This is a genomic window from Phreatobacter sp. (genome assembly GCF_051860605.1).
In the GTDB taxonomy this organism is placed as follows: domain Bacteria; phylum Pseudomonadota; class Alphaproteobacteria; order Rhizobiales; family Phreatobacteraceae; genus Phreatobacter.
Map to the genome: position 1 here is coordinate 91,472 of NZ_JBHYDR010000001.1, position 20,426 is coordinate 111,897.

At 68.4% G+C, this 20,426-nt stretch carries 18 protein-coding genes and 1 riboswitch; of the genes, 6 read left to right on the forward strand and 12 right to left on the reverse strand.

All coding sequences use genetic code 11. The annotated features are described in order from the left end of the window. Positions 1-13: 13 nt before the first annotated feature. The 4 genes from ACTIFS_RS00415 to ACTIFS_RS00430 form a co-directional block, all read right to left on the reverse strand. Positions 14-1,618 (reverse strand): AMP-binding protein, encoded by a 1,605-nt coding sequence (locus tag ACTIFS_RS00415; protein WP_439572053.1) that lies wholly within the window; start codon positions 1,616-1,618, stop codon positions 14-16. 62 nt (positions 1,619-1,680) lie between these two features. Further along, positions 1,681-2,823 carry an acyl-CoA dehydrogenase family protein gene (locus ACTIFS_RS00420; RefSeq protein WP_439572054.1) on the reverse strand — a complete coding sequence of 381 codons (1,143 nt, stop codon included), beginning with the start codon at positions 2,821-2,823 and terminating at the stop codon, positions 1,681-1,683. A 221-nt stretch (positions 2,824-3,044) separates the two neighbouring features. After that, entirely contained in the window at positions 3,045-3,680 is a 636-nt protein-coding gene (locus ACTIFS_RS00425; RefSeq protein ID WP_439572055.1) for a Crp/Fnr family transcriptional regulator, read from the reverse strand. A gap of 404 nt (positions 3,681-4,084) precedes the next feature. After that, positions 4,085-4,738: a TetR family transcriptional regulator gene (locus tag ACTIFS_RS00430; protein ID WP_439572056.1), complete on the reverse strand. Its 654-nt coding sequence runs from the start codon at positions 4,736-4,738 to the stop codon at positions 4,085-4,087. A gap of 194 nt (positions 4,739-4,932) precedes the next feature. Between ACTIFS_RS00430 and ACTIFS_RS00435 the strand changes: the two genes are divergently transcribed. After that, positions 4,933-5,709: a cyclase family protein gene (locus ACTIFS_RS00435; RefSeq protein ID WP_439572057.1), complete on the forward strand. Its 777-nt coding sequence runs from the start codon at positions 4,933-4,935 to the stop codon at positions 5,707-5,709. A 59-nt stretch (positions 5,710-5,768) separates the two neighbouring features. On the opposite strand, the gene ACTIFS_RS00440 is transcribed toward ACTIFS_RS00435, so the two are convergent. After that, complete coding sequence (locus ACTIFS_RS00440; RefSeq protein WP_439572058.1) at positions 5,769-6,758, reverse strand: fumarylacetoacetate hydrolase family protein; 990 nt, start codon at positions 6,756-6,758, stop codon at positions 5,769-5,771. Between the two features lie 85 nt (positions 6,759-6,843). On the opposite strand from ACTIFS_RS00440, the gene ACTIFS_RS00445 reads away from it, so the two are divergent. From ACTIFS_RS00445 to ACTIFS_RS00465, 5 genes are read left to right on the forward strand one after another with little or no spacing between them, the layout of a single operon-like run. Next, positions 6,844-7,776: an ABC transporter substrate-binding protein gene (locus ACTIFS_RS00445; RefSeq protein ID WP_439572059.1), complete on the forward strand. Its 933-nt coding sequence runs from the start codon at positions 6,844-6,846 to the stop codon at positions 7,774-7,776. 14 nt (positions 7,777-7,790) lie between these two features. After that, on the forward strand, positions 7,791-8,459 hold the full coding sequence (locus ACTIFS_RS00450; RefSeq protein ID WP_439572060.1) for a GntR family transcriptional regulator: 669 nt from the start codon (positions 7,791-7,793) through the stop codon (positions 8,457-8,459). Further along, positions 8,456-9,256 (forward strand): ABC transporter ATP-binding protein, encoded by an 801-nt coding sequence (locus tag ACTIFS_RS00455; RefSeq protein WP_439572061.1) that lies wholly within the window; start codon positions 8,456-8,458, stop codon positions 9,254-9,256. The genes ACTIFS_RS00450 and ACTIFS_RS00455 overlap by 4 nt, the downstream gene beginning before the upstream one ends. Then, complete coding sequence (locus ACTIFS_RS00460; RefSeq protein ID WP_439572062.1) at positions 9,253-10,017, forward strand: ABC transporter permease; 765 nt, start codon at positions 9,253-9,255, stop codon at positions 10,015-10,017. The genes ACTIFS_RS00455 and ACTIFS_RS00460 overlap by 4 nt, the downstream gene beginning before the upstream one ends. 5 nt (positions 10,018-10,022) lie before the next feature. Beyond that, positions 10,023-10,781: an ABC transporter permease gene (locus ACTIFS_RS00465; protein ID WP_439572063.1), complete on the forward strand. Its 759-nt coding sequence runs from the start codon at positions 10,023-10,025 to the stop codon at positions 10,779-10,781. Positions 10,782-10,791: 10 nt separating this feature from the next. Here the strand turns inward: ACTIFS_RS00465 and ACTIFS_RS00470 are convergent, their stop codons facing one another. From ACTIFS_RS00470 to ACTIFS_RS00500, 7 genes are all read right to left on the reverse strand, one after another. Next, on the reverse strand, positions 10,792-12,426 hold the full coding sequence (locus tag ACTIFS_RS00470) for a putative bifunctional diguanylate cyclase/phosphodiesterase (protein WP_439572064.1): 1,635 nt from the start codon (positions 12,424-12,426) through the stop codon (positions 10,792-10,794). 7 nt (positions 12,427-12,433) lie between these two features. Further along, positions 12,434-14,164 (reverse strand): ATP-binding protein, encoded by a 1,731-nt coding sequence (locus ACTIFS_RS00475; protein ID WP_439572065.1) that lies wholly within the window; start codon positions 14,162-14,164, stop codon positions 12,434-12,436. A gap of 162 nt (positions 14,165-14,326) precedes the next feature. Further along, on the reverse strand, positions 14,327-15,310 hold the full coding sequence (locus ACTIFS_RS00480; RefSeq protein WP_439572066.1) for an LLM class flavin-dependent oxidoreductase: 984 nt from the start codon (positions 15,308-15,310) through the stop codon (positions 14,327-14,329). Then, positions 15,310-16,062, reverse strand: a complete 753-nt coding sequence (locus ACTIFS_RS00485; RefSeq protein WP_439572067.1) for an ABC transporter ATP-binding protein — start codon at positions 16,060-16,062, stop codon at positions 15,310-15,312. Before ACTIFS_RS00485 ends, ACTIFS_RS00480 begins: the two co-directional genes overlap by 1 nt. Further along, a complete protein-coding gene (locus ACTIFS_RS00490) occupies positions 16,059-17,069 on the reverse strand; it encodes a FecCD family ABC transporter permease (protein WP_439572068.1) in 1,011 nt (336 codons plus the stop codon). Before ACTIFS_RS00490 ends, ACTIFS_RS00485 begins: the two co-directional genes overlap by 4 nt. A gap of 10 nt (positions 17,070-17,079) precedes the next feature. Then, positions 17,080-18,018, reverse strand: coding sequence for an ABC transporter substrate-binding protein (locus tag ACTIFS_RS00495; protein WP_439572069.1), 939 nt, complete (start codon positions 18,016-18,018; stop codon positions 17,080-17,082). Further along, positions 18,005-20,194 (reverse strand): TonB-dependent receptor, encoded by a 2,190-nt coding sequence (locus tag ACTIFS_RS00500; protein ID WP_439572070.1) that lies wholly within the window; start codon positions 20,192-20,194, stop codon positions 18,005-18,007. The genes ACTIFS_RS00495 and ACTIFS_RS00500 overlap by 14 nt, the downstream gene beginning before the upstream one ends. A gap of 32 nt (positions 20,195-20,226) precedes the next feature. Continuing rightward, a riboswitch (cobalamin riboswitch) is annotated at positions 20,227-20,426 on the reverse strand.

Consider the following 20,426-nt stretch of genomic DNA (forward strand, 5'->3'; position numbering starts at 1 on the left):
TCGGCGCGCCGGTTCACCGGCCGCGCGTGGTCTCGCGAAGCCTGAACTTCTGGATTTTCCCGCTGGGGGTGCGTGGCAGGTCCGCCACGATCTCGAGCCGTTCGGGGATGTATTGCCGCGCCATCTTCTGGTCGGCGAGGTAGGCGACCATCGCCTCGAAGGTGAGGCTCTGGCCCTCGCGCAACACGACGAAGGCGCAGGCGCGTTCGCCCAGCCGCTCGTCCGGATAGCCGACGATGGCGACTGCCGCGACGGCGGGATGGCGGAACAGGAGGCCCTCGACCTCGACGACCGGAATGTTCTCGCCGCCGCGGATGATGATGTCCTTCGAGCGGCCGGCGATGCGGATGTAGCCGGCCTCGTCCATGCGGGCGAGGTCGCCGGTGTCGAACCAGCCGTCGGGGTCTTTGGGGTCGAGCTCCGGGCGCCTGAGATAGCCCGCGAAGTTGGAACAGCCGCGCACCTGCAGGCTGCCCTCGGCGCCGGCGGCAACAGGACGGCCATCCGCATCGAGAACCCGCACCTCCATGCCCGGCAGGGCAAGACCGTCGGTGCTGGTGGTCTTCTCCTCCGGATCGTCGGGGCGCGTCGTGGTGACGGCGCCGTTCTCGGACATGCCCCAGGCCGAGATGATGGCGGCGCCCAGCGTCGTGCGCGCCCGGGTGACCAGCGCGCGCGGGATCGGAGCGCCCGCCGAGACGAAGATCCTCAGCGTCGGCGTTGCCTGGCCCGAGGCGGCGACGAATTCCGTGAGGTCGTTCAGGAAGGGCGTCGCGCCCATGGTGAAGGTCGCGCCCTCGCCGATGATCTGGCGCGCCATCTCGCCGGCGACGAACACGTCCTGGAGGACAGCGGTTGCGCCCAGCATGACCGGCAGGACGAGCCCGTACATGAAGCCGAGCTGGTGGGCCATGGGCGAGGGCATGTGGATGACCGCGTCGCCATCGAGGCCCAGCCTCTGCGCGAAGGGACCGAGATTGGAGAGCATGGTGTTGGACGTGTGCATCACGCCCTTGGGCTCACCGGTCGTGCCGGAGGTGTAGAGCAGCTGGATGACTGCGTCGGGCGAGAGAGGCGCGGCCGGGGCGGCCGGCGCGCCTTCGAGCAGCCGGTCGAGGGCCGCCTCGCCGGTACCGCCGGCGACGAAGACATGGGCGAGCTTCGGCAGCCGGTCGCGGACGGCCGCCGCCATGGCCGGATAGTCGAAGCCGCGGAAGGAGGCCGGCACGACAAGGACCTTCGATTCGGCAAGGCCCAGCATGAAGGCCAGTTCCCGCTCGCGGAAAATGACCATGAGCGGGTTCGACACCGCGCCGAGCTTCAGGCAGGCGAGGTGGAGGACAGTGAATTCCCACCAGTTGGGCAGCTGGAAGGAGACGACATCGCCGGGCCCGACGCCGCGAGCGGCAAGGCTGCCGGCGACCGCCGACGCCATCGCGTCGAGCTCGCGATAGCTGATGCGCCGGGTCTCGCCGGCCTCGCTGCGGTTGGCCACGACGGCGATCCTGTCAGGCGTCGCGGCAACCGCCCGCGCCAGATGGTCGAGCAGGGTGGCGTCAGGCCAAAAGGAGCCTGCCGCGGCCCGCCGGGCGGCGAGCGCGTTGTCTGTCACGAGCATGGTCGTGTCCTCCGATGGTCCGGGGCTCTTGCCGGCCCCTTCCGGTGCGGCGTCTTCGGCCGTCAGGGTCTTGCAGCCCGCAGCTTCTCCCGCGAGACGATGAGCTTCATGATCTGGGCCGTGCCGTCGCCGATCTCGAGCCCCATCACGTCGCGCAGACGCTGCTGGTGGGGAAGGTCGAGCGACCAGCCGTAATGGCCGTGGGTGAGCAGGCACTGGTGGATGACCTCGACCGCGGTCTTCGGCGCCAGCCACTTGCACATGGCGGCTTCCGACGTGTGCGGCAGACCGGCATCGCGCAGCGCCAGCGTGTGCAGGCAGAGCTGGCGGATGGCGGCGAGATGCCCCTCGCCCTCGGCAAGCGGAAAGGTGATGCCCTGGTTTTTCGCCAGCGGCGCGCCGAAGGCCTCGCGCTGCTGCACATAGGACCAGCTCTCGTCGAGGGAGGCCTGCGCCGCGCCAAGCACCTGCAGGCCGATCAGGGCGCGGCTGAAATCGAAGCCCTGCATCACCTGGACGAAGCCGGACCCCTCGTCGGCAAGACGGTTGGCGGCGGGAATGCGGACATCGTCGAAGAACACGGAGGAGCGGCCGATGGCCTTCGAGCCGAGGTCGGTGAAGCGCGCGATCGAGACGCCGGGCGTGTCCATCGGAACGAGGAAGGCGCTGACACCGCGTGCGCCGTCCGCCGCGGCGCCGGTGCGCGCGAACAGGACGATGGCATCGGACTGGTCGGCCATGCTGATGGACGACTTTTCGCCCTTCAGGATGTAGTGGCTGCCGTCGCGGCGGGCGGAGAGACCAAGGTTGGCGGCATCCGAGCCGCCGCGCGGTTCGGTGAGGCCGATGGCGACGACCGAGCGGCCGGTGACGATGCGTCCGACCCATTCGGCGGCAAGATCGGGCGCCGCGTGGCGGGCCAGAATGGCCCCGTTCAGCGAGCCGAGGATCTGCACATAGGCAACGTTCATGTCGCCGTAGCCGATCTCCTCTGTGATGACGCCGCTGGTGACCGACGGCATGCCAAGGCCGCCGAGAGTTTCCGGCAGTTCGGGAGCGATCAGGCCGAGCGCGCCCATTTCCAGAATGAGGGCGGGGTCGACGCGCGCCTCCGCCTCGCGCCGCTGGTAGCCGGCCAGAAGCTTCGCCCGGGCGAAGCGCCGCGCGGTGTCCCTGATCTGGATCTGGTCGTCGTTCAGAATCATCGCCGGTCCACGTCGGCGAGGGTCGTCAGGACCCTCGGGACAGGCCGCACGATACGGGGTCGGAGATAAATGTCAATGCATTGCTATATCTCGCCGCGGGACCGGACATGCCGGTTGAACCGCCGGTCATTCCTGGAGCGGACGGGACGCCGGCGGGGTGGGCGCAAGGACCGCCTGCGCGGCGCCGGACCACCTTGCCGGCGGGCCGGGGCCGGCGATCGTCAGGCGCGATCGCAGAGCGGCTGGTAGCGGAAGCGGCTGCGGATATGGGCGTAGCAGGGGCAGGCAGCCGCCTCCATGCGGGGCCGGTTGACCAGTTCCATATGGCCGCGGCTGTAGCGGATGATGCCGCCGGCCAGCAGGTCGTGGCACACCCCGCTGACGGTCGCGCGCCGCAGGCCGAGCAGTTCGGCAAGGCTTTCCTGCTTCAGCTCGATCGACGGGTTGCCGGCCTTGTCGAAGGCCTCCAGCAGCCAGCGGACGATGCGGCGATCGGCCGTGTGCAGGGCATAGCAGACGAGGAGTTCATGCAGCTGCTCGATGCGGGCCCGGCTGTAGCGCAGCAGCATCAGCCGCATGCAGGTGAACCGCTCCATCGCCTCGTCGAAGATGGTGGCCGGAAGCCAGACTGTCTGGCCGGCGATCGAGGCGATGCAGCGTCCGTGCATCGTATGGCGTTCCAGCATGGTCGCGACGCCGACAAAGCCCTCTGGCCCGACATTGCCCTTCTCGATCGTCCGCCCGTCGGTGCGCAGGGCGAGGAAGGACAGGACGCCTGACAGCGGGAACACGGTGTGGGTCACCGGCACATCGTGGTCATAGATGACATCGCCGGCGGCGACTGCACGCATGGTCATATGAGGTGCCACGAAGTGAAGGGCCTCGGGTCGCAAGAGCCGGAGCAGTGCATTCCGGGTCAGCATGGGCACCGGATCCGGCGCGCCCTGGGTGTTCGCGTTCATGCGCGGCACCTCATTTCTGTCTGTCTGTCCGTCTGTCTGTCCGCGGGCTTTGAACTCTGCGCGATGCGCATCGGACAACCAACGGGACAATCAGCTTTGCAGAATTATTCCCGAAATGCACGCCCTACGCGCAAGTCGCCCACATGTGCTCGATAGCGTACATGGAATAATATTCACGGTTCGGCCTCAGTATTTGACACCGCAATATTTTTCCCACTCATCTCTCTCTTTTTTGGAACAGGCGTTCTCTGAACGGGCAGCAGTGGGGCGCCGATGGCGACCAAATGCCGCCGTGGCGCTCAGGCGGCGAGGCCGCCCTTGAGAAAGCGCTGCAGGGCTGCCCGGAAGTCGCTGCGCCGCGTCGTGTCGGCCCGCCCGGCGGACAGGCGCGCGATACGGTTGTCCTTGCTGGTGTCGGTGATGGTCAGCACGACCGAACTCACCATGAACATGTAGCGCCAGTAGAGGTCCGCCGGATCGACGCGCGGGCAGGCCAGCGACAGCGCCGCGATGAAGCGCTTCGCCATGGGGTCGAAATGCCGGCGCATGATGCGGCGGGTCATGGCCGTCGGCGACAGGCGGTGCTGCAGGATGAAGCGCGCGAGCAGCACGCCCTGGTCCTCGTTGCCATCGGCGAGATAGGGCTCCACGAAGATCTCGAGGATGCGGTCGAGCGAGGGGCGCCGGCCGCGCGGCAGTCCGGTCAGATAGGCCTCGAGCTCGGCCACGCGGCGCGCGTTGACCCGCGCGGACAGGCGCTCGAACAGCGCCTCGGCAAGGCCGTCCTTCGAGCCGAAATGGTAGTTGACGGCGGCCAGGTTGACACCGGCCCGCGCGGTCAGCTCGCGCAGCGACACCTTGTCCTGCCCCTTTTCGGCGAACAGCGCCTCGGCCGCCGCAAGCACCCGTGCGGTGGTGTCGCTGTCGCCGGCCGGCATCGGTCTGGAGCCCATGGATGTGGGCCTACAGGCACGCCCCGGCGGCGTCAATTGGCGGCGAGCCGCTGCAGCTTCACGACCGGCCGGGTGCAGTGACCTGATTCACTCGTCTGTTTCAAACGGACGTTTGCCTCCGGCGGCACGGGACTGTATTCCGGAAGGCGAACGACATTCCGGGCTCGTCCCATGCCCGCTCAACGGAGGCCAGAATGACCCGCCGCATCATCGACATCTCGATCCCCCTGCAGAACGATGTGCCGGCCGATCCGCCCGGCGGCCATCCGACCATCGAATATATCGACCACCAGGCCGGCATGTCGCGGATGCTGTCGCACTTTCCGGGCCTGAAACCGGAGGACCTTCCGGATGGTCAGGCCTGGGCGGTCGAGCGCGTCACGCTGTCCACGCATAACGGCACGCATCTGGACGCACCCTGGCACTACCATCCGACCATGAACCGGGGTGAGCGCTCCTGGACCATCGACGAGATCCCGCTCGAATGGTGCTTCCAGCCGGGCGTGAAGCTGGACTTCCGCCACCTTCCCGACGGCTACGTGGTGAGCGCGGCCGAGGTGGAGGCCGAGTTGAAGCGGATCGGCCATACGCTGCAGCCGCTCAACATCGTCGTGGTCAACACCAGCGCCGGCGTGAAATACGGACAGGCGGACTATGTCGCCTCCGGCTGCGGCATGGGCTACGAGGCGACCATGTATCTGACCGAGCGCGGCGTGCGCGTTACCGGCACCGACGGCTGGAGCTGGGATGCGCCCTTCGTCCACACGGCGAAGAAATATGCCGAGACCAAGGATGCCAGCCTGATCTGGGAAGGACACAAGGCCGGCCGGCACATCGGCTATTCGCATATCGAGAAGCTGCACAATCTGGAGCAGCTGCCGGCGACTGGGTTCATGGTCGCCTGCTTCCCGGTTAAGATCGAGCGCGCCTCCGCCGGCTGGACGCGGGCGGTGGCGATCATCGATTCGTGAGCCGGCTCGCAGAACGGCGGCGGCACATGCCGCCGCCTGTCTGCCCGGCCGCCGACCGGTCAGGCCTTCTGGACCTTCACGCTGTTGGCGAGCACGCCGATCTTCTCGATCTCGAGTTCGATCCGGTCGCCGTCATTCAGCATCCGGCCGTTCTCCAGCCCGCAGCCGTTGCCCACCGTGCCGGAGCCGATGAACTCGCCCGGCATGATGGTCTCGTCCTGCGACATGTGGGCGATGATCTCCTCGAACGAGAACAGCATGCCCTTGCTGATGTTGTCGCAGACGGTCTCGCCGTTGATCCGCGCCTGCATCCGCAGGGAGTAGGGATCGACGATCTCGTCATAGGTGACGATCCACGGACCGATGACGTTGGAGCCGTTGAAGCTCTTGCCCTTGGCCGGGCCGAGGCGGCCGGCCATCTCGATGCGCTGGGCGTCGCGCGCCGAGAAGTCGTTGAAGATGGTGAAGCCGAAGATGTGATCCTTCGCCCTGGCGGCCGGAATATCCGAGCCCTTGCCGCAGGTGATGCAGGCCAGCTCCAGCTCGTAGTCCATCACCTTGCTGTAGCGCGGCCACATGACCGTCGAGCCCGGCGCACCCACCGTGAAGCGGTTGGTGATGTAGTAGACCGGCACCTGCCGGTAGACCTCGGCCAGTTCGCCCAGCGGTTCGGCCTCGAGCCGCGCCAGTTCCTCCATGTCGCCGCGCATGCGGGCGGCCATCTTCGCGCCGCCGCGGGGGCTCTGCAGGATGTGCTGGGGGAAGGACATGCCGTCGCGCATCTGCCGCGGCAGCGGCAGCGGCGCCTGCAGCTGGACATCCGCCAGTGCAACGGAAAGATCCGCCTCGCCGGCTCGCCGCGAGACGAGGTCGCGCGCCGCATCGAGCGCCCGCTCGCCGCCGTCGATCAGGTCCAGCATGGAGGCGAAGGCCTCCGCCGGCGCACCCGCCCTTCCGGCGGCTGCCGCCAGATCGAAAAGCCGGGTATCATCGGCGTGCACGACGGCGACCTTTTCGGTGCCCTCGTGGACCATGGTGGCGAGTTTCATGACTTGCTTCCTCCGGGAAAATATATAAAGATGAAATATCGATAAATGTCCGAAGTCAAGAATGGAACCGACAGGGAGGTTATTCATGAGACGGCTATCTGTTTTTGCCGCTGCGGCTGTCGCATTGTCGTTTGCGATCGCCCCGGCCAGCGCCCAGCACCGCATCCAGATCGGCTGCACGGCGACCAGCGACTGCGCCTCGGCCATGGTCGCCATCGACGAGGGCATCTTCCGGCGCCACGGCGTCGAGGCGGAGATGGTCCGCATCGGCATCAATTCGAACATTCCGGCTGCGCTGCTGTCGAACTCGATCCAGATCGGCGGCCCGACCGCCAGCGTGTTCCTCCAGGCCGCCGATGGCGGACTGCCGATCGTCGCGGTCGCCGGAGCCTCGGTCATGTCGCCCGAGACCAGCGCCAATCCGGCGATCTTCGTGCGCAACGGCCTGACCCTGACCAAGCCGGCCGATTTCGTCGGCAAGAAGGTCGGTGCGCCGGGACTCGGCGCCTATCTGCATGTGCTGTTCGTCAAATGGCTGATGGACAACGGCGTCGATCCGGGCCGCGTCAATTTCGTCGAGGTCTCGTTCCCGACCATGACCGATGTGATGCGCTCGCAGGCGGTCGATGCCGTGGTGTCCAGCGAGCCCGTCGTATCGCGCATGGTGGCGGCCGGCGTCGGATCGGTCGGCGCCCGCTACGTGTCCGAGCTCAACCGCACCGACCCGGTCATCTTCTATGCGGCCTCGCGCGCCTGGGCGACGCAGAACCCGCAGGCCGTCGCGGCCTTCCGCGCCGCCATCACCGAGGCTGCCCGGATCGTCAACACCGACGACGACAAGGCCAACCGCGCCATCGCCAAGTTCACCGGCCAGCAGCTCGCGCTGGTGCAGTCGGTGCGCCGGTCCCGGTCCGAGCCCGCCCTGAAGGCGAGCGACCTGCTCTGGTGGATCGAGGTCATGAAGCAGCAGCGTCTGCTCCAGGGCACGCCGAACGTCGAGCAGCTCGTTCTGCCCTGACCGGGCGATCCCCGATGGCGCCGTCGCAGGACACGCTGACCGACAAGGCCATCGCGGCTCTCCAGCGGGACATCCTCGCCGGAGAGCTGCCGCCGGGCGGCCGGCTCGGCGTCGTCGGACTGGTCAAGCGCTACGGCATCGGGGCGACCCCCATCCGGGAGGCCCTGTCGCGGCTGGCTTCCCGCGACCTCATCATCGCCATCGGGCAGCGCGGCTTCCGGGTCGCGCCGCTCGACCGCGACGACCTCGCCGACATCACCCGCATCCGCGTCGTTCTCGAGACGGAGGCCCTGCGGCGGTCAATCGAGGAAGGCGGCGATGCCTGGGAGGCGGCGATCCTGTCCAGCCTGCACCAGCTGAGGCGCTACGTCGCCCGCCACGGCTCGGCCTTCGGCGAGGGCACCGAGGAGTTCGACCGGCTGCACAAGACGTTTCATTCCGACCTGATCGGCTCGGGCGGCTCGGCCCGGCTGGGCCAGGCCATCGTGGGTCTCTACGACCAGGCCTACCGCTACCGGCGGATCATGATGAAGCAGTTCACCGACCCCGACCATTTCATCGCCGCGCATGAGCGCCTCGCGGAAAAGGTTCTCGAACGGCAGTTCGAGCCGGCCTGCGCCGAGCTTGTCAGGCACATCCATTCCACCCTGAAATATGTCTATCCCGACACGGGGCCTTCATGACCTATTCTGACGCCCGGGCGTCCACGGCGCAGTCGCTCTACCAGTTCCAGACCGTCGGGCTGTCGCTCGGTGGAAAGCTCATTCTCGACGACATTTCGCTGAATGTCCGCAAGGGCGAGATCCTGTGCATCGTCGGTGCCTCGGGCTGCGGCAAGACGACCCTGCTGCGGCTTGCGGGTGGCCTCTACCAGCCGTCGAGCGGCACGGTGCTGTTCGGCAACGAGCCGATGACCATGCCGCGGCAGGACGTGGCGATCATCTTCCAGGACTATGGCCGGGCCCTGCTGCCCTGGCGCACCGCAACCGGCAATGTCTCGCTGGCGCTGGAGGCGGCGAGGGTGCCGATGGCCGAGCGCAAGGCGCGGATCGATGCCTGCCTCAACAAGGTCGGGCTCACCGGCCATGCCGACAAGTATCCCACCGAGATGTCGGGTGGCATGCAGCAGCGCCTGCAGATCGCCCGCTGCCTGGCGCAGGAGCCGCAGGCCCTGCTGATGGACGAGCCGTTCGGCGCGCTCGACGCCATGACCCGCCAGTCGCTGCAGGACGAGGTGCTGGCGCTGCATGCCGAATCCGGGGCGACCATCGTGTTCGTGACCCACGACCTGGAAGAGGCGCTCTATCTCGGCGACCGTGTCATCGGGCTTCTGGCCCATCCCGGCCGCATCGGCATCGAGGTGGAGGTCGACCTGCCGCGACCGCGCAACCAGCTGACCACCCGCGAGGAGCCGACCTTCCTGCGCCTCAGGCGCGTGCTGTTCGACTTCATCGAGAAGTCCGAGGGGCTGCACGCATGACCAGCGACCGGATCAAGGGGATGATCCTGCCGGTGGCGGCCGTGCTCGGCCTGGAACTCTGGCTGCGGCTGCTCCCGATCGCCAGCGATGCGCTGGCGCCTCCCTCCGAGGCCGTCCTGGCGCTCGCCCAGGGACTCATCGACGGTTCCGTTCTGCGGGCAACGATCGACACGCTGCTCGGGGCGTCGATCGGCCTGGTCATCGGTGCATCCATCGGCCTGCTGATCGGCATCCTCACCGGCCTGCTGCCCTGGCTCGACCGGCTGCTGGAGGTCACCATCGAATCGGTCCGTCCGATCCCCTCGGTCGCGCTGCTGCCGATCGCCCTCATGGTGTTCGGCTTCGGCTATGCGATGGAGTTCTCGATCGTCGCCAAGACCTGCCTGTTCACCACCCTGATCTTCACGCGGTCGGCGGTGAAGGGGGTGGAGCCGCGCCTGCTGGAAGTGGCGCGGGCCTTGAGGCTGTCGCCCGTCGCGCGCGTGACCAAGATCGTGCTGCCTGCCGCGCTGCCGCAGATCTTCGTGGCCTTTCGCCTCGCCGCCGGTGCTGCCCTGATCGTGGCGGTGACGGTGGAGATCACCATCAATCCCCAGGGTCTCGGCTATGCCATGATGACCGCGCAGCAGGCGCTGCGGCCCGACGTCATGCTCGGCTATCTCCTGTGGATCGGCGTCGTCGGCTTTGCCTGGAATGCGGCGCTTCTCTACGCCCAGCGGCATCTGTTCGGCCGCGCTGGCATGTCCGAGGGCGTCCGATGAACCGGATGGAGACCGTCGCCTGGAGACTGGCGAGCTTCGCCTTCGCCGCCGGCATCGTCGTGGTCTGGCAGCTTGTCGCCAATGCCCAGCTCATCTCGCCCATCTTCCTGCCGGGTCCCGACCGGGCCTGGGCGGCGATGATGACCGGCTTTGCCGAGCGCGGCCTCGGCGACAAGGTGATCGGCACGCTGCGGCACATGACCTTCGGCTGGCTGGCCGCCTGTTTCGCCGCCATCGTGCTCGGCTCGCTGATCGGCTCGTCGCGCCGCGCCCGCATCTATATCGCGCCGTCGCTGGAGCTCCTGCGGCCCCTGCCCGTCTCGGCGATCATCCCGGTGGCCATCGCGCTCTACGGCCTGAGCGAGAGCATGGCGATCTTCGTCATCGCCTTCGGCACCCTCTGGCCGATGCTGCTGGCCACCATCCAGGGCTTTGCCGGGGTCGAACCCCGGCTGCTCGAGGTGGCGCGGGCACTCAACCTGTCGCGGCTGGAGACGATCCGGAAGATCGCCCTGCCCTCGGCCCTGCCCGATATCCTCGCCGGCATGCGCGTCAGCCTGACGGTTGCGCTGATCCTGTCGGTGGTCTGTGAGATCGTCGCCGGCCTCGATGGCCTCGGCCAGTGGCTGCTGGTCGGCGCACGCATGTTCCGTTCCGCCGACCTGTTCGCCGGCGTCATCCTGCTCGGTGTCATCGGCTATCTGGCTGCCGCGGCCATCGGCGTGGTCGAGCGGCGGCTCCTGGCCTGGCGCCCCTCGCCCTGAGCCGGTCGGCTCAGGCCCTCAATGCATTGCCGGCGCGGGCCTGACGGTCCGGCCGCAGCGCCGGCGGAGCGCGCAAGGCTTCGCCGACGGCGGCGGGGCGCACGTCCTCCAGCAGCATCGGCCGTGCGAAATAATAGCCCTGCGCCAGCTGGATGCGCGTCGCCGCCTGCAGGTAGGCCAGTTCCTCGTAGGTCTCGACGCCTTCGACCACGACGCTCATTCCGAGCGAGGCGCCGAGCGATTCGATCGCCTTCAGCACGCTCTGATTGCGGGGCCGGATATGGATGTCGGTGATGAACGAGCGGTCGACCTTCAGCTCATCGGCGGTCAGGTCGGCAAGGGTTGCGAGCGAGGAATAGCCCACGCCAAAATCGTCGATCGACAACCTGGTTCCGACCTCGCGGATCATGGGCAGGATATGCGTGCGGAACTCTGCCTTCGCGAGCAGGGCTTCCTCGGTCAGCTCGATCATGAACCGCGTCGGATGGCCGGTGGCGTCCAGGCGCGCCAGCAGCGACTGCATGAACGGCACGTTGGTCGCCTGCTTTGCCGCGACGTTGAGGCTCATCGAGATGTCGGCGCCGAAGCTGGCCTCCAGTTCCGGAAGGGCCGCCACGACCTCCTCGACGATCAGGTGCGTGAGCTGGTCCATCAGTCCGAGCTCTGCTGCCAGCTCGATCATGCCGCCGGGCGCCTGAATAATCCCGTCCTCGTCGCGCCAGCGCATGAGCGCCTCGACGCCAGTCACCCGGCCGGTGCGGAACTCCACCTTGGGCTGGTAGGCGCAGCGCACGCGACGGTCGCGGATTGCCAGCCGCAGCCGCTGTTCCAGCCGGCTGGTCTCGACGGCGACATGCTCGATGGAGGCGTCGAAGAACTGGATCTGGCCCTTGCGGCCCTTCTTGCCGCGATACATGGCCCGGTCGGCATTGCTGACCAGTTCGTAATAGGTCGTGCCGTCCGAGGGGTAGCGGCTGACGCCGAGCGAGGCCGACGAGAAGATCTCATAGCCCTCGACATAGTGCGGCGCCTGCAGGTGGCTTGCCAGGTCGGTCAGGCGCGCGGACAGTTCGGCTGCGTCGTCGACGGGGGTCAGAAGCAGCAGGAACTCGTCGCCGCTCAGTCTCGCCAGCAGGTCGGTCGGCCGCAGGGACGCCGAGACCCGCGCCGCAAAGCCGATCAGCAGCTGGTCGCCGACCGCATGGCCGTAGAAGTCATTGATGTTCTTGAAGCCGTCGAGATCGATGAAGGCCAGGGCGAAGCTGCTGGCCCCGCTGCCGATCAGCTGGTCGATCGCCTTTTCGATCAGGCTCCGGTTCGGCAGACGCGTGAGCTCGTCGAAATAGGCGCGTTCGAAAAGCTCGTCCTCCAGCCGCTGCTGTTCCGACTGGTCGAGCGTCAGCGCGAGCGAGTAGGCGCTGCCGCCGGCCTCGACGCCGAAAGTCATGGTCCGCAGGCTCTGTTCGGAGCCGGGCTCGCCGCCTTCGCCAGCACGCAGGCCGCGGCCGTTGGCAAAGACCCTGCGGCCGTCGCCGGCCTCGATCACAAGGCCGAAGGGGGCGGCATTCAGGATCGCGGCAAGCGGGGCAGACGCGGCCTCATCCGCTGCCTGCTGCTGCGTGCCTGTGGATGTCCAGGCGGTCATGGCGATGTCAGCGCTTCAGGATTGAGGCTCTCGCCTGCTGGAGGAGCGGTGTCGGCGCGCCAGGGCCATGGTCGGAGGCTGGAGCGCGCAGGATCGAGGGTCGCTCGGCATCCGGGACGAGAGCGGGCGCTTCCTCCTCGACCAGAGACTGGCCCGATGTCGCGCGGCGCCAGCGGTCGATGACCGTCCGCACCAGTTCGTCGCCGCCGAGGCTGCCCGTCTCCGGGCGCCCGACCGTCATCTCGCTGGACGGCACGCGCGCCGCAGGCAGCGTCTCGAAATGGAGCCGCGTGGACAGGGGCATCGCCTCGCCCAGGCCGATGACATCGCCAGTGCCGAGACCCGGTACGAGATCGAGAAGATGGGCGGCAATGTCGGATGTTGCCGATCGCAGCAGGGCCTGGTCGGCCTCATTGGTCATGCGCATGGCAAACAGCGTGCTGCACTGGGAGATGATGGTCGGGTCAAGCTCGGCCGGGCGCTGGGACACAAGGCCCAGGTGGACGCCATATTTGCGACCCTCCTTGGCGATGCGCGACAGCGAGCGGCGCGCCGGCGCGAAACCGACGGACGGATCGGCCGAAGCGTAGCGGTGCGCCTCCTCGCAGACGATCAGCAGCGGCAGCGCGCCATCGCTCCACAGGCCGAATTCGAAGGCGAGGCGCAGCGTCACGCAGACCACCGCGTCCACGGCCTCGCCCGGCAGGGTCGCAAGCCTGAGCACCGTGACCTGCCGGCCGTCGCCATCGAGACGGAACAGCCGGCTGAGCACCGATGCCATCGTGTCGCCGCCGACATTGGCGTTCTCGAACATGAAGCCGTAGCGCGGGTCGTTCTTGATCGCCTCGATGCGCGCGAGCAGCCGGTGATGGGTCATCCGGCTGGCGCGGTTCTCCAGCTTGCCCATGCGCTCGTCGATGAGCGCCATGAGGTCCTGAATGAGATAGGGGGTGGGCGTATCGGCAGTGAACCCCCCGGACCGCACCGTCCGGCGGGCGAGGGCCGGCCGCTCGCCGCTGACCTTGTAGGACTGGTAGTGGCTCTTCGCCAGCGGGATCAGTTCGGCCAGGATATCGACCTCGTCGGGGACCGCCGGGCGTCCGCCATAGATGACGTCGGTCATCTCCTCGAAATTGAACATCCAGAACGGCAGGCGAAGATCGCCGGCCCCTGTCACCAGGGCGCGCTCGCCGAAGCTGCGGCCATATTCGTTGTGACTGTCGAGAACGAGGACACGCAGGCCGGCATCCGCCGCCATCATGGCGTTGAGAATGACGGCGACACCGCTCGACTTGCCGACACCGGTGGAACCGACCACCGCGAAATGCTTGCTCAGCAGGCTGTCGTAATCGACCAGCGCCGGCACGTCGCGGTTCTGGGCGATGTGGCCGATCCGGATCGTGCGGGATGCGCTCGAGCCATAGACCACCCGGAGGCCATCGCTGGACAGGGCCTCGGCGGCATCGCCGATGGCTGGAAAGACCGTGACGCCGCGGCGGAATTGCGCGCTGCCATCGGCCGTGCGGACGATCTCGCCGGTCAGGTCGACATGGGCCTTGGCGCGGTAGCCGTGAGGGCCGGAATCGGACTCGACGGCGGTGACAACGCCGACAATGGTCGAGTCGACCGCCTTCATCGACAGGAAGCTGCCAACGGTCGGGCGGGCATGGCTGAGCGGCGTCGGCGCCGGAAACCCCACCTGCGCCCGCGAGCCGCGGACGGAGATCACATGCCCCATTGTGGCACCTGAGGGAAGAGACGTCATACCGAAGACCTGCCGTTCTCGTGTGGTGGCGAGAGACTGGCAGGAGGGGATTGACCGGACCTTACCTTAGGTCGGTAAGCAGCCAGCCTGGTTAACAGGCCATTGCGGCTTCGGCCTGTCCGGCGGGTATGGCCTTCAGACCGTGCCAAGCACTTCGGTCGCGAACAGGCGCATGCCCTCAAGGGCCACGGCGGTTGGCAACACGCCGTTGCCGTTGAAAACGCAGCGCAACTGGCCGATTCCGGTCTCGCGCTCAAGGGTCTGGATCTGCCGGCGGCAATCGGCCGGGTCGCCCCAGACGAAGCGTTCGGCCAGCAAGGTCGCGCGATCCACGGGAGCCGGATCGGGGCGACCCTGCGCGCGCGCGAAGTGCCGGCGGCGGTTCTCCAGCCCTGCAAGAAGCGTGTCGAGGCGGGCCTCGGCGCGCTGGCGCGTGGCATCGATCACGACGTAGCGGGACAGGGAGGAGCGGGACAGGGCGAGCGGCCTCGACTTCGCGGCTGCGAGGTCGCGATAGAGCGCGAGCTGGCGGCCCTCCGGCGGCTCCAGGCTGAGCAGCAGGGGCAGGTCGTGATCGATCCCGAAGGCGAGGGTCTCCGCACTGGAAGCGGCCAGATAGAAAGGCGGGTGCGGCCGCTGGACCGTGACCGGGCCGACGACGGCCGGGCCAAAGCGCCAGGGGCCCGTCTGCGAACTGGCGACAGCAGATGTCAGCGCATCGCGGATGATCCGGAACGCGGATTCGAACCGCTCACGGACCTCTTCCGGCGCGATTTCCAGCGTGACGAAGGTCTCGGGCGATGTGCCCCGGCCGATGCCGACATCGAGCCGCCCCCCGCTCTGGACATCGAGCTGGGCGATCCGCTCTGCAAGGATCAGCGGGTGCTGAAGCGGCAGGATGACGATCGACGAGCCGACGCGCAGCCGCTCCGTGCGCGCGAAGATGGCGGCGGCCAGGAGATCGACCGACGGATAGGGGATCGGCGGATCGTAGAAATGGAACTCGTTGAACCAGACGCCGGCAAAGCCGAGACGGTCGGCCTCCTCGAAGATCGCGAGGAAGGCAGGATGATCCATGAGGGTCGCCTCGCGCGTCCAGCCGGCCAGGTCGATGCGCATCAGCCGCGCCCCATGACCGGCCGCGCCATCAGCGCACCGCCGGCCTCGACCGGCTCAAAGGGAACGCCGAAGACCTGATCCAGCACGCCGGAGCGGACGATCGCGCCGCTGGCGCCATCGGCGCGGATGCGGCCGGCCTCCATGACGACGATCCGGTCGAACCAGGCGGTGGCCAGTTCGACATCGTGCATGACGACGACCACCAGGCGGTCGCGTCCGCGGTCGCTGAACCCGCGCACCAGATCGATCCGGTGGCGGATGTCGAGGCTGGCGCCGGGCTCGTCGGCGATCAGCGCCGGCGGATCGGTGACCTCGACGGCCGCGAGCAGGGCGCGCGCGCGTTCGCCCCCCGACAGGGTCGACCAGGGGCGATCGGCGAGCGCCTCGACCTCCCGCCGCGCGAGGGCCTGCGCGACCGCAGCCGCCGACGTGCCGGGACGACGGGCGGCGCCCATCTCCATCAGCATGCGCGGCGTGATGTTCCAGTGCGGCACGAAGCTCTGCGGCACATAGCCGACCAGCGCCGTGCGACGCGCGGCGGTCATGCCGGCCGGCGCCTCGCCGTCGATCGTGACCTGCCCGCCATGGTCGCCGATCTGGCCGGCGAGGATGCGCGCAAGGCTGGACTTTCCGGCCCCGTTCGGCCCGATGATGGCGACCGAACCGGTGGGGCCGAGGGCAAGCGTGACGCCGTCGACGATGCGCCGGCCGCCGCGGACAAGGGCCAGGTCGCGGGCCTCGATGACGCTCACGGCCTCAGCCTCCGGGCCAGGAGGAGGAGGAAGAACGGCCCGCCGGCGACGGCCGTGATGAGGCCGAGCGGCACCTCGGCGGGTGGCAGGACCGAGCGCGCCAGCGCGTCGGCCAGCACGACGGCAATGGCGCCGGTGAGCGCTGACGCCAGGATCAGCGGGCGGTGGCGCGGCCCCACGAGCCAGCGTCCGACATGAGGCGCGGCGAGGCCGACAAAGGCGACCAGCCCGCCATAGGCCACCGCGACCGCCACGACGGCCGAACCGGCCAGGATGGCAAGGGCGACGAAGCGCGACACGTCCAGCCCGAAGCCGCGTGCCATCTCCTCGCCGAGACCGAGGAGATCGAGGCCGCGCGCGGTCATGAGCGCGAGCGCGATGCAGGCCGTGGTGAGGCCGGCCAGCAGGGCGAGACTGGCGGGGCCGGGCGTCTGGATGCCGCCGAGAACCCAGCTGAGCACCACCTGCAGGGAGATCGTCTCGTCGGACAGGGCCAGCATCAGGAAGGAGCGCAGGGCGCCGAGAATAGCGGCCACCGCGATGCCGGCCAGGAGCAGTCCGGCGGCATCGACCGCGCCTGCCACCCGCCCGACGGCCAGCACGAGGACCGTCGCGCCCCAGGCACCAAGAAAGGCGAGGATGGGAAGGGTGAGGTTCTGCGGAAATCCAAGCGGGACGAGCAGCGCCACGGTGGCCCCGACCGCCGCGCCGCCAGCCGAGCCAAGCAGATAGGGCTCGGCCAGCGGATTGCGGAACAGACCCTGGAACAGGCAGCCGCCGACGCCGAGCAGGGCGCCGACGGCGGCCGCGGCCACGACGCGCGGCAGGCGCCAGTCGAGGATCAGCCGGCTGTCGATGGAGGCATCGCCCGCGAAGGCCCGGACCAGCGCGGCAGGCGAGGCCCATTCATGGCCGGCCGAGATGCCCACGAGCATGGCGGCGGCCAGTGCCATGCCAAGGCCGGCAGTGGTTCGCGCGCTCAGGCCGTTCGAGGACGATGCGGTCATTGAAGCGGGGTCACGATCTGGACGCTCCGGGACGAGGAGCGCCGGTGCGCAGCGCGGCGGCCAGTCTCTCGATGCCATCGACGACACGGGGGCCGGGGATCAGGAACTCGGCACGGTTGACGGCCAGGATCCGGCCCTCGCGCCGCGCCCTCAGTCCGACCCATTCGGGACGGTCGAAGGTCTCCTCGAGTCCGGCGGCCGTGCCGGCGAACAGGACGACATCGGGATCGGCGCGGAAGATCGCCTCGGGAGCGACCTGCGCCAGCATGCCCGGCCGGTCGAAGGCCAGCGCAAGACCGGCAGCGACCATGGCATCGGCCGTGTAGCTGCCGGGCCGGGCCACCAGGAACAGCCCGTTGGAGACGCGGCCGGTGACCATGACCGCCCGCGGGCGGGCGGGGCCTGCGGTCCCCGTGGCTGCAACGGCCTCCAGCCGCGCCCCGAGCGATGCCGCCACCCGGTCGCCATGGCTTGCGACGCCTCCAGCGCGGGCCACCAGCCGCAGATTGTCCAGAACCCCGGCCACGGTCGGATGGGTCAGCACGATGATCGGGATTCCCAGCCGTTCCATTGGATCGACGAGCAGGTGTACGGCCTGCCGGGCCGGGGTGACGATCACGAGGTCCGGTCGAAGCCGCGCGACCCGCTCCACCGAGAAGCCGAGGCGCCCGCCGACCTGCGGCAGGCCGGCCACCTCGGGGGGAAAGCGGGTATAGGCCTCGATGCCGACGATCCGGCCGGCAAGCCCGGCGGCGGCCACGAGTTCCGTGTTGGAGGCAAAGATCGGAATGATCCGCTGCGGCGGCTGGATGATCTCCACCCGCCGCCCGAGCGCATCCGTCACGACCACCGGCGCGGCCTTTGCCGGCCTCGCCGCGAGGGCGGCAAGGCCTGTTCCAAAGGCTGCAAGCATGGCCCGGCGGCTTGCCATCAGATCAGAACTGCGCATTCAGGCCCATGACCACTTCCCGCCCCGGCATGGAACTGCCCATATTGCCGATCCCCATGTGGTTGGAGACCGCAGCGTTGCCGATGAAGGGCTGCCGGTCCAGTGCGATGAAGATCGCATGCTGGTTGACGTTGAAGATGTTGTTGACGGCGACATAGGCGGTCAGGCCCTTGCGCAGCTCGCCCTCCAGCCGGGCGTTCCAGACCCAGAAGGCCGGCTTGCGGTGAATGAAGGCGGAATTCGGCTCGCCGGCCGGGATCAGCAGCGGCTCCTCGGTCTCGTACCACATCGGCCCGCGCAGGATGCCGGTGACCGAGAAGCTCCAGGGAATGGCGACGCCTGTCCGCTGGCCGAAGCGCGTGCCGATGGAGGCCTGATACTGGTACATGCGCTGGGCCTGGCGGCTGTTGGCCGTGGGGAGGGCCCCGCCATCCTCCATGTGGAAATTGTAGGCGCCGTTGACGAATGCCGACCAGTGCCAGCCGCGATCGGGCTGTCCGGTCAGGCGCAGCAGGTTGAAGGCCGCCTGCAGCTCGACGCCGCGGACCGTGACGTCCCCGGCATTGTTCATATAGTCCGAGGTGGTCGTCGAGCCGGGGCGCCGCTGGGTGTTGATGCGGTCGCGGATGACGTTCTGGAACAGCGCGACGTCGATGTTGAAACCGTCGCCGGCAAAGGTGCCGCCGATCTCGATCTGTCGGCTGGTCTCGGGCCTGAGGTTCGGGTTGCCGAAGATCTGGGTGCCGACCAGCACCGTGTAATCGCCGGCAAGTTCCGTGGCGGTCGGGGCGCGGAAGCCGGTGGACAGACCGCTGCGCAGGCTGAACCTGTCGGTGACGCGCCATGTGCCACCGACCGTGTAGGTGGTGGCGGTATAGGGTCGCGCGCCGGTCGCCTGGTTGGCCAGGTTCGGCGTCAGGTCGAAGCTGGTCGAGCCGCGGGTGTGGCGGATGCCGGCGCGCAGCACGACCCGGTCGTCGAACAGTCGCTGGCTGTTCTCGGCGTAGAAGGCCATCAGTTGGTCGGTCTGGTTGGAATCCTGCGGCGCGACCTGGGAGATCGCCGGGCCTGAGATCACGCCCTCGCGGTAGCGGACCGACCTCAGCCAGCTGCGCTCCAGATTGACGCCGATCAGCAGTTCATTGCCGGGGAAGAGGTTGAAGATCGGCTCGAACTTGGTGCCGACGATATCGAGATGGCGGCGGTTGAGATCGAGGCGCGTCTGCGCGGCCGAATTGGGCGCCGCCCAGCGGAACACGTCGCGGTCGGCGATCAGATAGGAATGCAGCGTCCAGCGGCCGAAATCGGAGGCCGTGCGGCCCGAATAGACCAGGTCGAACGAGGCGTTGGTGCGCTCGTCGCGATTGATCGTGTTCCACGACGAGCCGCGAAAACCGGCATTGTAGATGCCGTCGGAGCGCACCGTCAGATCGACCCGGTTGAGGTCGTTGAACCGGTGGCCGAAGGCCCCCGTCACGCCAAGCCGCTGCCATTGCGTATTGGCCATCAGACCGCCCCCGGCCCCGGAGCGGTAGCTGTCGCGCCGCCCGCCCGACAGGCCGATATAATAGTCGCTGGCGCCGGTCTGGCCGGTCGTGTGCGCCCGCCCCTGAAGCAGCCCCCAGGAGCCGCCCTGAACCTCGGCCGACGAACCGGTGGTGTTGCGGCCATTGCGCAGGATGATGTTGATGACGCCGCCCATGGCGCCCGACCCGTAGATGACCGAGGCCGGCCCGCGGATCACCTCGATGCGCTCGACATCGGCGGGCGAGAGCTTGGACAGGTTGGCGGTGCCGGCACGCCGGCCGTTGACCAGAACCAGCACCTGGCTGCGGAAGTCCTTGCCCTGCCCGTCCGAGGCGCCGCCGCGGATGTTGATCGAGGTCTGGCCGGGCGTCCATTCGGAGAAGAAGCCGACGGCGTTCTCGGCGAGCAGGTCGGTCACCGACTGGGCCGAGGACCGGGTGATGCGCTCGCCGTCGATCACCTGGACGGTTCCGGTGATGCGGCTGCGCGGCTCCGGACGGCCGGTCGAGGTCACGACGATCTCGTCGAGCCAGGTGGCCTGGGGCTGTGCTAGCGGCGGTTGCTGGGACCGGGCTGCCGGCGGAGCGGCCACGACAAGAACGGCGACGAGACCAGGAATGGTCCCGCGCCCGAAGGCGAAGACAGACATCATATGGCTCCTTCCGGCCCACCGCCGGACTGGGTTGCGTTCGGTCTTCGGCCGGTCTCCTGGCTCGCGGGTCAATGCGCTCATTCGCCCTTCCCGGCCCGCAGGCCAGTGGATCGCGAGGAGCGCTCGCCGCTTACAGTTGCGGGGGCAGCCGCGGAATTGTGCCGGATGGCACGCACCGCATTCCCGTTTCACTCCCCCGAGGGGGAGCACCGTAGACATGAGAAGGGGA